Origin of the sequence: Breoghania sp. (assembly GCF_963674635.1) — a bacterium.
Taxonomy (GTDB): domain Bacteria; phylum Pseudomonadota; class Alphaproteobacteria; order Rhizobiales; family Stappiaceae; genus Breoghania.
This window is the reverse complement of record NZ_OY771475.1, coordinates 1,536,132-1,550,878: the sequence shown is the minus strand read 5'-3', so window position 1 is coordinate 1,550,878 and position 14,747 is coordinate 1,536,132. Positions and strand designations below refer to the sequence as shown.

At 63.0% G+C, this 14,747-nt stretch carries 15 protein-coding genes; 8 read left to right on the top strand and 7 right to left on the bottom strand.

Annotated elements, in window-relative coordinates; translation table 11 throughout:
* The first annotated feature begins 275 nt into the window (after positions 1–275).
* Positions 276–950: a hemolysin III family protein gene (locus ABGM93_RS06850; protein ID WP_321504650.1), complete on the top strand. Its 675-nt coding sequence runs from the start codon at positions 276–278 to the stop codon at positions 948–950.
* A gap of 156 nt (positions 951–1,106) precedes the next feature.
* On the opposite strand, the gene ABGM93_RS06845 is transcribed toward ABGM93_RS06850, so the two are convergent.
* The 7 genes from ABGM93_RS06845 to ABGM93_RS06815 all read right to left on the bottom strand — a co-directional run bounded on the left by ABGM93_RS06845 (position 1,107) and on the right by ABGM93_RS06815 (position 8,622).
* A complete protein-coding gene (locus ABGM93_RS06845) occupies positions 1,107–3,194 on the bottom strand; it encodes an ATP-dependent helicase (RefSeq protein WP_321504648.1) in 2,088 nt (695 codons plus the stop codon).
* Positions 3,195–3,517: 323 nt separating this feature from the next.
* Entirely contained in the window at positions 3,518–4,099 is a 582-nt protein-coding gene (locus ABGM93_RS06840; protein WP_321504646.1) for a TetR/AcrR family transcriptional regulator, read from the bottom strand.
* Positions 4,100–4,102: 3 nt separating this feature from the next.
* Positions 4,103–4,813 carry an ABC transporter ATP-binding protein gene (locus tag ABGM93_RS06835; RefSeq protein ID WP_319774118.1) on the bottom strand — a complete coding sequence of 237 codons (711 nt, stop codon included), beginning with the start codon at positions 4,811–4,813 and terminating at the stop codon, positions 4,103–4,105.
* Complete coding sequence (locus ABGM93_RS06830) at positions 4,806–5,594, bottom strand: ABC transporter ATP-binding protein (RefSeq protein ID WP_321504641.1); 789 nt, start codon at positions 5,592–5,594, stop codon at positions 4,806–4,808. The genes ABGM93_RS06835 and ABGM93_RS06830 overlap by 8 nt, the downstream gene beginning before the upstream one ends.
* Positions 5,591–6,541, bottom strand: a complete 951-nt coding sequence (locus tag ABGM93_RS06825) for a branched-chain amino acid ABC transporter permease (protein WP_321504639.1) — start codon at positions 6,539–6,541, stop codon at positions 5,591–5,593. Before ABGM93_RS06825 ends, ABGM93_RS06830 begins: the two co-directional genes overlap by 4 nt.
* Positions 6,541–7,413, bottom strand: a complete 873-nt coding sequence (locus ABGM93_RS06820; RefSeq protein WP_321504637.1) for a branched-chain amino acid ABC transporter permease — start codon at positions 7,411–7,413, stop codon at positions 6,541–6,543. The genes ABGM93_RS06825 and ABGM93_RS06820 overlap by 1 nt, the downstream gene beginning before the upstream one ends.
* Before the next feature lie 69 nt (positions 7,414–7,482).
* Entirely contained in the window at positions 7,483–8,622 is a 1,140-nt protein-coding gene (locus tag ABGM93_RS06815) for an ABC transporter substrate-binding protein (RefSeq protein ID WP_319774114.1), read from the bottom strand.
* A 160-nt stretch (positions 8,623–8,782) separates the two neighbouring features.
* Here ABGM93_RS06815 and paaG point away from each other — a divergent pair, with 160 nt between their 5' ends.
* The 7 genes from paaG to paaC all read left to right on the top strand — a co-directional run bounded on the left by paaG (position 8,783) and on the right by paaC (position 14,740).
* The gene (gene paaG, locus ABGM93_RS06810) at positions 8,783–9,592 is read left to right on the top strand and encodes a 2-(1,2-epoxy-1,2-dihydrophenyl)acetyl-CoA isomerase PaaG (RefSeq protein ID WP_319774113.1); all 810 of its coding nucleotides are present in this window, start codon (positions 8,783–8,785) and stop codon (positions 9,590–9,592) included.
* Entirely contained in the window at positions 9,589–10,053 is a 465-nt protein-coding gene (paaI, locus tag ABGM93_RS06805; RefSeq protein ID WP_321504634.1) for a hydroxyphenylacetyl-CoA thioesterase PaaI, read from the top strand. The genes paaG and paaI overlap by 4 nt, the downstream gene beginning before the upstream one ends.
* 101 nt (positions 10,054–10,154) lie before the next feature.
* Positions 10,155–11,468, top strand: coding sequence for a phenylacetate--CoA ligase PaaK (paaK, locus tag ABGM93_RS06800; RefSeq protein ID WP_321336253.1), 1,314 nt, complete (start codon positions 10,155–10,157; stop codon positions 11,466–11,468).
* 74 nt (positions 11,469–11,542) lie between these two features.
* Positions 11,543–12,394, top strand: coding sequence for a PaaX family transcriptional regulator C-terminal domain-containing protein (locus tag ABGM93_RS06795; protein WP_321504632.1), 852 nt, complete (start codon positions 11,543–11,545; stop codon positions 12,392–12,394).
* A 326-nt stretch (positions 12,395–12,720) separates the two neighbouring features.
* Entirely contained in the window at positions 12,721–13,695 is a 975-nt protein-coding gene (paaA, locus tag ABGM93_RS06790) for a 1,2-phenylacetyl-CoA epoxidase subunit PaaA (protein ID WP_321504627.1), read from the top strand.
* An 11-nt stretch (positions 13,696–13,706) separates the two neighbouring features.
* Positions 13,707–13,991 carry a 1,2-phenylacetyl-CoA epoxidase subunit PaaB gene (gene paaB, locus ABGM93_RS06785; protein WP_319774108.1) on the top strand — a complete coding sequence of 95 codons (285 nt, stop codon included), beginning with the start codon at positions 13,707–13,709 and terminating at the stop codon, positions 13,989–13,991.
* Entirely contained in the window at positions 13,991–14,740 is a 750-nt protein-coding gene (paaC, locus tag ABGM93_RS06780) for a 1,2-phenylacetyl-CoA epoxidase subunit PaaC (protein WP_321504625.1), read from the top strand. The genes paaB and paaC overlap by 1 nt, the downstream gene beginning before the upstream one ends.
* Positions 14,741–14,747: the final 7 nt, after the last annotated feature.

Genomic DNA, 14,747 nt, shown 5'->3' with positions numbered 1-14,747 from the left:
CAACATCTTGCACGTCAGACAGGTGGGGGGACGGCGCGGTGCGCAGTTGTGTCGCGGGGCGTATCGCAAAGATGTCCAATTTCCGCATATGGTCGGTCAAAGCACCTGTTCTCGCCTCTGTGACGACGTGAACCGGATTGGTCCTGTTCAATACGAACAGCGGCTGAACTCGGCGTTGGCAGACGCGTTAACAGTCATGTCGCACTCCCTTGCTAGTCTTTCAGGCGACGTCATGACAGGGGGTAGCGATTGGACGTCCGGAGGGATCAGATCACATGACGCATGATTGGGCTCACATCGTTTCATGGCATGAAGACCGTCTTGAGCGGATTGCTGATGCCGTGGTGCATTTCATCGGTCTTGCACTGGCTGTCGCCGGTGCGGTTGTGCTCCTGATCCACGCCTTCGGTGTTGCGGGACCTGCGCTCTCCATTGCGGTCTGCGTCTACGTCACCGGCCTGATCGCGGCCCTCACGGCCTCCTCGCTCTACAACATGTGGCCGGTTTCAAGGGCCAAGTGGATCCTGCGCCGGTTCGATCATTCCGCCATTTTCCTGCTGATCGCTGCGACCTACACGCCCTTCATCGCGCAGATGCCGACAGGGGCGGTCTCCATAGCCCTGATGGGCTCTGTCTGGGGACTGGCGGTTGTGGGGATCATCTTGAAAATTGCATTGCCGGGACGGTTTGATCGTGTCGCGGTGGCTGCCTATCTGGCGTTGGGCTGGTGCGGCGTGCTGGTCTATCCGGTCATCGCCGACGCGCTTCCCGCAAGTACGCTCTGGCTTATTGCCCTCGGCGGCGGGCTCTATTCCTTCGGCGTGATCTTCTATGCCTGGGAGCGGCTGCGCTTTTCAAAGGCGATCTGGCACGTCTTCGTGTTGGCGGGCGCGGCCTGTCATTTCGGGGCCGTTTTCGACAGTCTGGCGAAGCTCTCCCACACGGTTTGACCCTCTTGACGAAACTGGCGGGCATCCTCCCTATCGGTTTGGGTCATGGGGTGGGGGATGAGGCGAGCTCATGCATTCCGTTTCTCAGGCCAGCCGTGGAAACGTTGATGGCTGGCAAGGCCCGGGCAGGTCTGCGGACCTGAAAAAGCGGTGCGGTCAGCGCCACATCCCTTTCATTTTCGCCTTGAGATCAACCTGCGGCAGCGCCTCGCGCCGCGCCTGATCGGGATAGTCGCGCGGAGCGGTTGGCCAAGAGGTGCGTTCATAGAGATCGAGCGAGGATGTGTCGATGAAACGGGTGCGGCTGGCATAGACGTGCCGGTCCCCGCGAGAACGTTGGCCGTGGGTATAGAAGCGCTGCGGGGTGATGAGATGCAACGCATCCTTCGCCCGCGTCATGGCCACATAGAGCAGTCGTCGCTCTTCCTCTATTTCCTCGCTTGCCCCTGTTGCGAGATCCGACGGAATGCAGCCATCCACGCAATTGAGCACGAAAACCTGCTTCCATTCCTGCCCCTTGGCGGAATGGATGGTGGAGAGGATCAGGTAGTCCTCATCCATGAGTGGCGGCCCGGCCTTGTCGCTGGTGGCATCGGGCGGGTCGAGGGAGAGGTCGGTCAGGAAGCGCGCGCGGTCGGGCGCCGCGGCTGCAATCTGTTCAAGCTGGGCGAGATCTGCCTTGCGGGTATCCGCATCCTCGTGCCTGCGCTCCAGATGCGGTTCATACCACCGCCGGACCCGCTCGATCTCCGCAGGCCAGCCGCCGGACTTGCGGCGAAGATCGTCAAACAGCGCAACGAAGTCCGCCCAGTCTTCGCGCGATTTTGCGGCAATGGGGAAGGCGGCCAGTTCTTCGCCCGCATCCGCGGCAATTGCCAGCGCATCCATCACGGCGCCCGCTGTCGAGGGGCCAACACCGGGAATGAGCTGCAGCACGCGAAAACCCGACACCCGATCGCGCAGATTGTCGGCAAAACGCAGGATCGCCAGCGTGTCTTTCACATGGGCAGCATCCAGAAATTTCAGCCCGCCGAATTTCACGAAGGGGATATTGCGGCGCGTGAGTTCGATTTCCAGCGGGCCGGAGTGATGCGAGGCGCGGAAGAGGACGGCCTGCGATTTCAGGGCGGTTCCGGCCTCACGCTCACGCAGCACTTCTTCGCAGATATAGGCGGCCTGATCGTTTTCCTCGCGCACCGTGACAAGGCGGGGCTTGTCGGCGCTGGTGCGCTCGGTCCACAGCTCCTTGGCGTGACGTTCCTTCGACAGCGCGATGACGCCATTGGCGGCTGCAAGAATCGGTGCGGTGGATCGATAATTGCGCTCCAGCGTCACCATGCGGGCTGGCGGGTCGAAGCTTTGCGGAAAATCGAGAATGTTGCGCACCTGCGCGCCGCGGAAGGAATAGATTGACTGCGCATCGTCGCCCACCACCGTCAGCCCGCGCCCGTCCGGTTTCATGCCGGCCAGGATGGCGGCCTGAAGGCGGTTGGTATCCTGATATTCATCGACCAGAACATGATCGAACCGGTCGCCGATCACCTCGCCCAGGCCCGCGTCCGTGACCATGCCGCGCCAGTAGAGCAGCAGGTCATCGTAATCGAGCACGTTCTGCGCCTGCTTGGCCTCCACATAGCCCTCAAACAGGGCCTTGAGCGCCGCTGTCCAGTCGGCACACCACGGGAAAGAGGCGCGCAGAACCGCCTCAAGCTCGGCCTGTGCATTGACCGCACGCGAATAGATGGCGAGGCAGGTGCTCTTGGCCGGGAACCGCTTCTTGGTATTGGAAAGTCCCAGTTCGTGCCGGATGAGGTTCATCAGGTCGGCGGAATCGGCCCGATCATGAATCGAAAACGCCTCGTCGAGCCCGATCACCGGCGCATATTCGCGAATGAGCCGCGCACCGATGGCATGGAACGTCCCCGCCCAGGTCAACCCGTCTGCCAGAACGGCGGCCTTCTCGCCCATCACCTCACGCGTGATCCGCTCCACACGACGCGTCATCTCCTGCGCCGCACGGCGCGAAAAGGTCATCAAGAGGATGCGCCGCGGGTCTGCTCCCTTGACGATCAGATGTGCCACACGGTGGGCGAGCGTGTTGGTCTTGCCCGAGCCTGCACCCGCGATCACCAGAAGCGGATCGGCCGCCCGTCCATCGCCATGCAGAACAGCCTCGCGCTGCGCATCGTTCAGGCGGTCAAGATAGGTCGGGCTCGGGGGCGATTCGGGTTCGATAAGGCTCATGCCCCAAGTTAGCGATATTCTTGGTTTGTTCGCAACGGGTGAGGGGCTACCGCTTAGGGAAGCAATGGGGGGTAGAAGGAGTACGTGGGGAGAGCTTGAGCATGTGGCCGATCCTTCGAGACGGTCCTGCGGGCCTCCTCAGGATGACGTTGTGGGTGGGGCTGGCTCTTTCGATTTCCCAACACGAACAACGTCATCCTGAGGAGCCTGCGCAAGCAGGCGTCTCGAAGGATCGGCCACATGCTTGGAGAGGACCGCGCGCACAAAAGCTCACCCGGACTACAGACCAACCGGGGAGCGAAAGCGGAAACCTGCGCCGGGCCTCAGCCCTTTTCGATCTCGCTCAACGCCATGTCGGTGGCCATGCGGGCGAATTCGGTTCGGGTCAGCGGGCCGTCGGAGCGGAACCACGTGAAGGCCCAGTTCAGCATGCCCATCAGCCCCATGGTGACGGCCACCATGCGCGGCCGTTCCAGATCGGGGGCGATCTCGCGCACGGCACTTCTGAAATGGCCGAGGATTGCCCGCTCCACCTCGCGGATGCGCTGCACGTCCTCGTCCGGCAGCGCGCCCAGAGCCCCCAGTTGCAGGCGGTGGAGATCGTCCGCATCCTCATAGAGAGTGAGCAGGGCGTCGGACAGCTTGTGCAGTCGCTCGCGGCCCTTGAGGCCGTTGGCCTCCTCATGCAGCGTGTGATCGATCTCGCTCAGATGGGTATGGATGATGTCGAAGATCAGTTCGTCGCGATTGCGGAAATAGTGATAGAGCAACGCTTTCGAAATGCCGCAGGCATCGGCGATCTGGTTCATCGAGGCCTTGCCGTCGGCCTTTGAAAGAATGCGGGCAGCCGCGCGATGGATCGCATCGCGCTTGTCGTCATAATCCGCCGCCCGTGTCCGTGCCATGGTTCACGCTCCCAGATAGGCTTCGCGCACCCGCGGGTCCGCAATGAGGTCCTGGGCAGAGCCGGAAAGCGCGATCTTGCCCGTCTCCATCACATAGCCCCTGTCGGCGATGGAGAGCGCGGCATAGGCATTCTGTTCCACAACCAGAAGGGTCACGCCACGATCTCGCAACGTGGTGATCACCTCCAGGATCTGGTCCACCAGAACCGGCGCGAGGCCCATGGAGGGCTCATCCAGCAATAGCAGCCTGGGACGGCCCATGATCGCGCGACCGATGGCGAGCATCTGTTGCTGGCCGCCGGAAAGTCCGCCTGCCGCCAGATGCCGCTTGTCCTTCAGAATGGGGAAGAGGCCGAAGACATCCTCCATATCGCCCGTCAGGTCGTCCTTGCGATGGAAGCCGCCCAGCGCGAGGTTCTCCTCCACCGAGAGGTCGCCGAAGATCTGGCGGCCTTCCGGCGAATGGGCGATGCCGAGCCCGGCGCGGGCGAAGTCTGCCTTTTTTGTCAGATCAACGCCCGCAAACCGGATGGTGCCAGCCTTGATCGGCTGGACGCCGGAGATGCAGCGCATCAACGTCGTCTTGCCCGCGCCGTTCGCTCCGACAAGGGTGACGATCTCACCCTCGCCGACGCTGAGATCGACGCCATGCAGCACCTCGATGGGGCCGTAGGCTGTCACCAGCCCGGCAATTTCAAGAAGGGGATCAGCCATGGGCAGCACGCGCCTCCGCCGCTCCGTGCGCACCCAGATAGGCTTCCACCACGCGCGGATTGTCCCGGATGTCTTCCGGGCGCCCTTCCGCGATCTTGGTACCCTGATCGAGCACCACGATATGCGATGAAATCCGCATCACCATGCGCATGTCATGTTCGATAAGCACCACGCAGACGCCTTCTTCGGCGATGGCGTGGATGAGGTCGTCGACTTCGCGCGTCTCCACCGCGTTGCAGCCCGCGGCCGGTTCGTCGAGCAGCAGGATCTTGCAGCCCGTCACCAGAGCGCGCGCGATCTCAAGCCGCTTGAGCTGGCCGTAGGAAAGATCGGAAGCCGGACGTGCGGAAAGGGCGTTCAGACCGACGCGTTCCAGCGCCTCATGCGCCAGTTCCCGGCTGTGCGCGGTCTCCCGGCGGCTGGAGGGCAGGCCCAGAAGGTCGGCGAAAAGGTTCGATTTCTCGCGCAGATGACAGCCCGTCATCACGTTGTCGAGGGCGGTCATCTGCGGAAAGATCTGCAGGTTCTGGAACGTGCGGGCCATGCCGCGGCGCGCCAGAAGGTGCGGCGGCTCGCCGGTCACGTCCTTGCCCTCGATGCGTACCGAGCCGGAGCTTGCCCGATAGACGCTGCTGACGAGATTGAACAGCGTTGTCTTGCCCGCACCGTTGGGGCCGATGATCGAGGTCACTTCGCCCGCATCCGCGTTGAAGCTGACCCCGTCCACCGCCTTCAGCCCGCCAAAGGAGACGCCGAGGTTTTCGATTTCAAGCACGGTCATTTCGACCTCCAGCGATGCACCAGACTGCCGAGCGCGGGCACGAGGCCGTTGCGCATGGCAACCATGGTGGCGACCATCACCGCGCCGAGAACGAGATGCTCATATTCTGCGACGACGGTGAGGACCTGGGGCAGGGCGGTGAGGATCATGGAGCCGACGATCGCGCCATAGACGGTGCCGGCCCCGCCGAGGACGGCCATGGTGACCATTTCGACCGAGTGCATGAACCCGGCCGTGTCCGGCGTGATGTAGCCGTTGGCGAGCGACAGAAGGCTCCCTGCGACCGAGGCGTAAACGGCGGAGATCGCGAAGGCCACGACCTTGGCACGCGCCACATCGACGCCGAGCGATGAGGCGGCGACGTCGCTGTCGTGGACCGCGCGCAGCGCGCGGCCCCACGGGCTGTTGCCCAGATTGACCGCCAGCACAACGCCGATGGTGGCAAAAGCGCCGCTCAGCCAGTACCAGGCCTCCGTCGTCTTCATCTTGATGCCGAGGGCTGCGAACCAATGGCGCGGGTTGAAGCCGGAGACGGTCATGCCGTCGGGTCCGCCGGTCAGCCAGGCTTCCTTCGTCAGAACCATCCAGATGAGCATGCCGAGGCCAAGCGTGGCGATGGCGAGATAGTAGCCGGACAGTTTCAGGATCGGACGTCCCACAACAAGCGCCAGCGCACCGGCTGCCACGGCACCGATCAGGAAGGCCACACCGGAGGGCACCCCATAGGCGGGCAGCACCGCCACCGCATAGGCGCCGATGGCGAAGAAGCCCGCATGGCCGAGGCTTACGAGGCCCACATAGCCCAGCAGAACAACAATGCCGGTAACCGACAGTGTGTTGATCCAGATGAGCGAGCCCACCCGGAAATAGTAGCTGGAGGGGAAGATCAGCGCACCGAGCGCCACGAGCCCGGCGGTGATGAGAAAGGCTCTCAGGGTCGGGTTCATCACACGCGCTCCGTGGTGCGCCGGCCGAACAGGCCCTGCGGCATGACGAAGAGAACGCCGAGGATCACGATGAACGCAGCCGCATCCTTGTAGTCGGACGAGATGTAGCCAGCCGTCATCGCCTCGATGAGGCCGATGGCGAAGCCACCCACAAGCGCGCCGAACGGGTTGCCGACGCCGCCGAGCATGGTGGCGGAAAAGCCCTTCAGCGCCATGAGAACGCCTGCGTCATAGGTGGTGAAGGTCACCGGCGTGGCGAGCACGCCCGCCAGCGCGCCAACGGCGGCCGAAAGCGCAAAGGACAGGTTCATCGAACGCCCTGTATTGATGCCGACAAGGACGGCGGCCAGACGGTTGGAGGCGGTCGCGCGGATGCCGCGCCCGGCCTTCGTATGTCCGACGAACCACGCAAGCAGCGCAAAGACAACGACGCTGCCGCCGATGATCCACAAGCTCTGCGGCAGGATCGTCGCGCCCAGAAAGCGCAGCGCCTCATCGCCGGAAAAGCCCTCGTAGCGATGGATCTGCTTGTCGAAGACGATCTGCATGACGCCACGCAGGAAAATGCTTGCCCCGATGGTGATGATCACCAGCGAGACGAGCGGAGCCTTGCCCGCGGGCCTGATGGCCAGCTTGTAGAGCCCGATGCCCACGATCATTCCGGCAATCACGGCCAGGGGGGCTGCGATATAGACCGGAACGCCGCCGGAAATGAGCGCAGCCGCCGTCATGCCACCGACAACGACAAATTCGCCCTGTGCGAAATTCGCCACGCCGGAAGCGTTGTAGATAAGGGTGAAGCCGAGGGCGACAGCGGCATAGATGGCGCCGACAGTCACGCCCGAAAGGACGAACTGGAGAAGCTCGGACAAGGGGGCCCCGTCACTGTTACGGAGAAAGGGGCGGCCGGGAGAGCCCGGCCGCAACTATTCAGGCCGGAATTATTCGACCGGAACCCACGCGCCTTCCTGAATTTCCAGCATGCGGAATGCCGTCAGGTCGAGGCCGAGGTGGTCGGTGGGGGACATGGTGTAGACACCGGTGACGCCCGCATAATCCTTGGTCTCCTCCAGACCGTCGCGGATATCCTGCGGATCGCTGGAGCCCTTCGCCTTGATGGCGTTCACCACCATGTGGAAGGCGTCATAGGCATAGCCGCCAAAAGTGGACGGGGCTTCGCCATAGGCAGCCTTGTAGTCGGCGATATAGGAGGTGACGGCGGCCTTCTGGACATCGTCATCGGCCAGCTTGTCGGGGATCAGCATCGGGGTGGCCGGAAGGCGCACGCCGTTGGCCGCATCGCCAGCAAGGTGAATGAAGCTGTCGGAGGCAACGCCGTGGCTCTGGTAGAAGGGCATTTTCAGGTCGAGCTGGGCGTAATTGCGGGTCACGACCGCCGGGCCCTGGCCGAAGCCGGGGTTCACGATTGCTTCGACGCCTGCGGTGTTTGCGATGTTGGTGAGCTGCGGGGTCACGTCGGCATCGCCCGGACCGTAGGTCTCGTCGGCAACGATTTCCACGCCCGCTTCGCCAGCCACCTCAATGCACTGGGCGCGCATGGACTTGCCGAAGCCGCCGGTGCCGGAGATCAGGCCGATCTTGGACATGCCGCGCTTCTTGATGTCCTCGAAGATCTTGAGACAGGCCATGCGATCGGTGTGCGGCGTCTTGAAGACGTATTCTTTTACCGGATCGATGATCACCACCGCGCCGGCAAGCGACACGAACGGAATCTGGGCATCGGTGAAGAGCGGCGCCATGGCCATGGTCGCCCCCGTGGAGGAACCGCCGATGACGGCGACGACTTCGTCTTCCTCGATCAGACGGGTGGCGAAGGTGCGCGCCTTGTTGGGATCTGCGCCGTCATCATAAAGGACAAGCTCGACCTCCTCACCGTTGATGCCGCCGGTGGCGTTCAACTGCTTGACGAGCATTTCCAGCGTTTTGGCTTCCGGGTCGCCAAGGAAGGACGCCGGGCCGGTGACGGCCAACGACGCACCGATCTTGATTTCCGCAAGTGCAGGCGTGGCAACGAGCAGCGCGAGCGCGGATGCGCAGGCACCGAGTTTTGCAAGCGACATGATATCCTCCCAAATCGTCACATATCCAAGGTTGGCCCTCGAAATTTGTGATGTGTTATTTATTGACCGCGCGGTCGGCTTATGCAACACATTTTTTCCAAGACCAGTTCGAAGGTGCGGGCCTGCCTGACTTCGACGGCGCATTTGGGAGGATATGTGAATGACCCAATCGGGAGCCGAGCCGGTGCTTCTGGAGGCGGTTGAGGATGGCGTGATGACGCTGACCCTGAACCGCCCGGACAAGCTGAATTCCTTTACGGAGGAGTTGCACGCGCTGCTGCGTGCCGCGTTGAAGCGGGCGGCGGATGACGCCTGCGTGCGGGTGGTTCTTCTGACGGGGGCAGGCCGCGGCTTTTGTGCGGGCCAGGATCTTGGCGCGCGCCATCCCGACAGCGAGGGCGGCGCCCCCGATCTGGGGCAGACCATCGAAACGCTCTGGAACCCGCTGGCTCGTGCCATTCGCGATCTGCCAAAGCCCGTCATCTGCGCAGTGAACGGTGTTGCGGCTGGAGCGGGCGCGAACCTGGCGCTGCTCGCCGATATCGTGATCGCGGGCGAGAGCGCGCGCTTCATCCAGTCCTTTGCAAAGCTCGGTCTCGTGCCCGATTCCGGCGGCACCTGGACCATGACCCATCGTCTTGGCGAAGCCCGCGCCAAGGCGCTGATGCTGACTGGCGAACCGCTCGGTGCGCTCAAGGCGCAGGAGTGGGGCCTGATCTGGAAGGCCGTGCCCGACGACAGGCTGATGGAAGAGGCAAAAGCCCTTGCGTCGTCTTTCGCCAGCGGCCCGACTTTCGGGTATGGTCTCACCAAGCAGGCGGTGCATGCGGCAGGGCATCTGAGCTTTGATGATAGCCTTGACCTGGAGCGGGACCTTCAGCGTCGCGCCGGTCGCAGCGCCGACTATGCAGAAGGTGTGCGCGCCTTTACCGAGAAAAGAGCCCCCGTCTTCACGGGAGAGCCTTCATGACCACCGGCGTCACGACCTCGGCGGAAACAGCCATGGACGCACAGGACATCGCGCGCCGTTGCGCCGATGCCATGTGGGAAAACGACCATGCAAGTCAGGCGCTTGGCATGGAGGTCGTTTCCATTGCGCCCGGGACCGCAACGCTGACCATGCGGGTTCGCAAGGACATGCTGAACGGGCTTGGCACCTGCCACGGCGGGTTCATGTTCGCGTTGGCCGACAGTGCCTTCGCCTTTGCCTGCAACACGCATAACCAGTTCACCGTCGCGCAGCATTGCTCGATCACCTACCACGCCCCGCCGGGCGAGGGGGCGATGCTGATCGCGACGGCCACCGAGGTCCACCGCGCCGGGCGTTCCGGCCTCTACGACATTACCGTGACTGGTGAGGACGGCAAGCTCTATGCGACCTTCCGCGGACATTCGCGGACCGTCCCTGGCACCCATCTCGCAGCTACCTGAGGCAACACTCAAATCTGACTGTACCCCGGCGCCGGGAGAGCGCCGTTCCTTTTCTGACTGATATTCCGGCGCCGGAAAGGCGCCGTTCCGGGAGGTTATCCATGCTTAAGTCCGTCAGCGAGCGCCGCGCGCCGCTCGATCCCATTGAAACCGCGTCACGTGACGAAATCTCCGCGCTGCAGCTTGCGCGCATGAAGGAGACATTGAAGCGCGCCTATGAGGGCTCGCCCTTCTATCGTCGCAAGTTCGATGAGTGCGGCGTCCACCCGGACGACCTCAAGACATTGTCGGACCTGTCGAAATTCCCCTTCACCGTGAAACAGGATCTGCGCGAGAACTATCCCTTCGGCATGTTCGCCGTGCCTCAGGATCAGATCGCGCGTCTGCACGCCTCTTCTGGCACCACCGGCAAGCCGACCGTCGTCGCCTATACCCAGAACGATCTCGATATGTGGGCATCCGTTGTCGGCCGCTCCATTCGCGCCGCCGGTGGCGCGCCGGGCGATATCCTGCACAATGCCTATGGGTATGGCCTCTTCACCGGCGGTCTCGGTGCGCATTACGGTGCCGAAAAATTCGGCTGTACGGTGGTTCCTGTCTCTGGCGGCATGACCGAGCGTCAGGTCACCCTGATCGAGGACCTCAAGCCCTCCATCATCATGGTGACGCCCTCCTACATGCTGTCGATCCTCGATGCATATCGCGCCGCCGGTCTCGACCCGCGTGCCTCCTCGCTCAAGATCGGCATCTTCGGCGCTGAGCCGTGGACCAACGCCATGCGTCTGGAAATCGAGGAAGCCTTCGATATGGACGCGGTGGATATCTATGGCCTGTCTGAAATCATCGGTCCGGGTGTCGCGCAGGAATGCGTGGAAACCAAGGATGGCCTGCATATATGGGAGGATCACTTCTATCCGGAGGTCATCAACCCCGAGACCGGCGAGCCGGTGGCCGACGGGGAGAAGGGCGAGCTTGTCTTCACCTCGCTGACCAAGGAAGCCTTCCCGATCATTCGTTATCGCACCCGCGATCTGACCCGCCTCCTGCCGGGTACGGCCCGCTCCATGCGCCGGATGGAAAAGGTCACGGGGCGCTCCGATGACATGATTATCCTGCGCGGCGTGAACATCTTCCCTACCCAGATCGAGGAGCAGATCTTCAAGGTGGCAAGTCTCTCCGCGCACTATGAAATCGTGCTCTCTCGTTCGGGCCGCATGGACACCATGACGGTGCGCTGTGAGTGCAAGGAAGGCGAGGATCTCACCCACATCGCGGAGGGCGCGTCGCGCGAGCTGATCGCCCACATCAAGAGCGTGATTGGCGTGTCGTCTCGCGTTGAGGTTGTGGAGCCGGGCGGTGTCATGCGCTCGGTCGGCAAGGCCAAGCGGGTGCGCGACGAACGTCCGGCAAGATGACGCGGCATCGATCCTTGGATTGAGTGGCACAGATGGGCCCGCTAAAAGGGACACCGCCAGACCCGGAGTCTCCCATGCTTGAAACGCTCATTGATCAGCTTCTCGACCGCTTTCCCGTGCGCGCGGGGTCGTTCATCGTCACGCTTTATGGTGATGTGGTCGCCCCGCGTGCCGGCGAGATCTGGATGGGCAATATCATTGAGGCCTGCAAGACCGTTCATATCGGCGAAAGTCGTGTCAGAACAGCGGTTTCTCGACTGGTATCCTCAGGCCGGATCAAGGGTGAGAAGGAGGGGCGCAAGAGTTACTACCGCCTCACCGGGGTCGCCAATGACGAGTTCTCGCGGGCCGCGCGGCTGATCTACCGCCGGCCCAACGTGGCGCGTCTGCAGGGGTGGCATCTTGTGCTTTTGCCGCATGGTGCGGAGCGCGATGCGCTTCTGCACAGGCTCACCGACCTGCGCTTCGGCATGGCCCTGCCGCATCTGGCCATCCTGCCGGACCGCGGTGAGCCACTTCCGCCGCTGGGTGCGCCGCACTTCCGGGCCACAACCGAGGATGATCTTACCGAGATCGCCCGCGGGGCCTGGGGGCTCGATGAATTGGCCGAGCAGGTCGATCGTTTCGTCGATGGCTTTGCGGAGCTGGAAGATGTGCGGTGTACGCCGCAGGAGGCGCTTGGCCTCAGGCTGCTTCTGGTGCACATGTTCCGCCAGATCGCGCTGGCCGATCCCATGTTGCCGGTCCCGCTTCTGCCCAAGGGGTGGAAGGGGCCGGAGGCACGTAACCTCTTTGCACGGCTGTACCTGCAGCTGTCGCCGGGAGCCGATGCGGCCATCGCAAAGACCTTCGTCAACCGCGATGGCCCGCTCGTAGCCGATCCGACGCGCATCGCGCGCCGGATTGCGGATCTTTCCTACAGCTGAACCTGTCGTAAGGGCAACAAAACACAAGGAAAAAGAACTACATCTCAATATGTCACGCTTTTTTCGAAATACGCCTTGAAATGTGACGTAAAGAGTGTCAGATCAAACGTGGGAGGAATGCGGCCGCGACGGAGGAGGCGTTGTGGCGGCTATCGGACGCGGTCCCCTTGGCGGGCCCGGATGCGGGTGCGACGCCGCCCCGGCCCGGTGGCCATGCCGGACTGCCGGTCCCCTGAATTCCTCCAGAGCCAATTCAGCGCGACGCCTGCACGAAAGGTGTCGTCGCATGTGAAATGTCCAACACGGACAATCGAGGAGTTGAGGCCATGTACGCGCAGCTTGTGGAAACCGGCAAAGTCGGCGACAGCCCCGAGGAGTTGGCATTCCAGAAGCGGATCGATGACGGTATCCGCATCGAACCGAAGGACTGGATGCCGGAGGGTTATCGCAAGACGCTGGTGCGCCAAATCAGCCAGCACGCCCATTCGGAAGTGGTCGGCCAGCTGCCTGAGGGCAACTGGATCACCCGCGCCCCGACGCTGGAGCGCAAGGCCATCCTGTTGGCAAAGGTGCAGGACGAGGCGGGCCACGGGCTCTACCTCTATTGCGCGGCGGAAACACTGGGCGTCTCGCGCGACGAGCTGACCGAGCAGTTGCTCGCCGGCAAGGCAAAGTACTCCTCGATCTTCAACTACCCGACGCTCACATGGGCCGACATTGGGGCCATCGGCTGGCTGGTGGACGGCGCGGCGATCATGAATCAGGTGCCGCTGCAACGTTGCTCCTTCGGCCCGTATTCGCGCGCCATGATCCGCATCTGCAAGGAAGAGTCCTTCCATCAGCGCCAGGGCTTCGACATCCTGCGCGTGCTTTGCGAGGGCACCGAGGAACAGAAGGAAATGGCGCAGGACGCCATGAACCGCTGGTGGTGGCCGTCGCTGATGATGTTCGGCCCGTCCGACAAGGATTCCGTCCATTCCGCGCAGTCCATGCGCTGGGGCATCAAGCAGAACACCAATGACGAGCTGCGCCAGAAGTTCGTCGACCAGACCGCGCCGCAGGCCAAATACCTCGGCCTGAGCATTCCTGACCCCAACCTCACCTGGAACGAGGAGAAGGGCGGTTATGACTTCTCCGAGCCGGACTGGAACGAGTTTTTCAACGTCATCAAGGGCAACGGCCCGTGCAACCGCGAGCGCCTCGAAGCGCGCCGCAAGGCATGGGACGACGGCGCCTGGTATCGCGACGGGCTGATGGCCCATGCGGAGAAGAAGCGCGCTGCCAAGGTCGCCGCGGAATAGGGAGAGAGCAAATGTCGAACGAATGGCCCCTTTGGGAAGTCTTCATCCGCGGTCAGCACGGCCTGTCGCATCGCCATGTTGGCAGCCTGCATGCACCGGACGCCGAAATGGCGATCCGCAATGCGCGTGACGTCTACACCCGTCGCAACGAAGGCCTGAGCATCTGGGTGGTGCCCTCCAACGAGATCACCGCGTCCTCGCCGGAAGAAGCCGGTCAGCTCTTCGAGCCGTCGCAGAGCAAGGTCTACCGTCACCCGACCTTCTTCGACATCCCCAAGGAAGTGGGGGCGATGTAATGGATCCCTTGCTGAAATTCTGCATGCGCATGGGCGACAACGCGCTCATCCTTGCCCAGCGCACGGGGGAGTGGTGTGGCCACGCCCCGGTGCTGGAAGAAGATATCGCCTTTGCCAACATGGGGCTCGACCTGATCGGCCAGACCCAGCTCTGGCTCAAGCTGGCCGGTGAGATTGAAGGCAAGGGGCGCTCCGCCGACGACCTGGCCTTCCTGCGGACCGAGCGCCAGTTCCTGAACTGCCTGCTGGTGGAGCAGCCCAATACCGACTTTGCCGTCGCCCTGATGCGCCAGTATCTCTTCGATGCCTGGCATCTGCCAATGCTCGATGGCCTGACGGCTTCAAGCGACAAGCGGGTCGCCGCGATCGCGGAGAAGGTCGTGAAGGAAGTGCGCTATCACATCGACCGCTCGCGCGATCTGGTGATTGGGCTCGGAGATGGCACGACGGAAAGCAATGCCCGCATGCAGGGCGCGCTGAACATGCTCTGGCCATTCGTCGCCGACCTTTTGGCGACCGATCAGGCAGACGAGGTGCTTCTGGCGCAAGGCGTCATCCCGGATCCGGAGACGGTTGCGGCATCATTCCGGGCGGAAACGGCGGCGACCTTCGCCGCGGCCAGGCTGGAGATGCCGGAAGTCGAGCTGTCGCGCACCGGCGGGCGCAACGGCCTCCACTCGGAGCACATGGGATACATCCTGTCGGAGATGCAATATCTCCAGCGGACCTATCCCGGTGTGACCTGGTAGGCCGGTC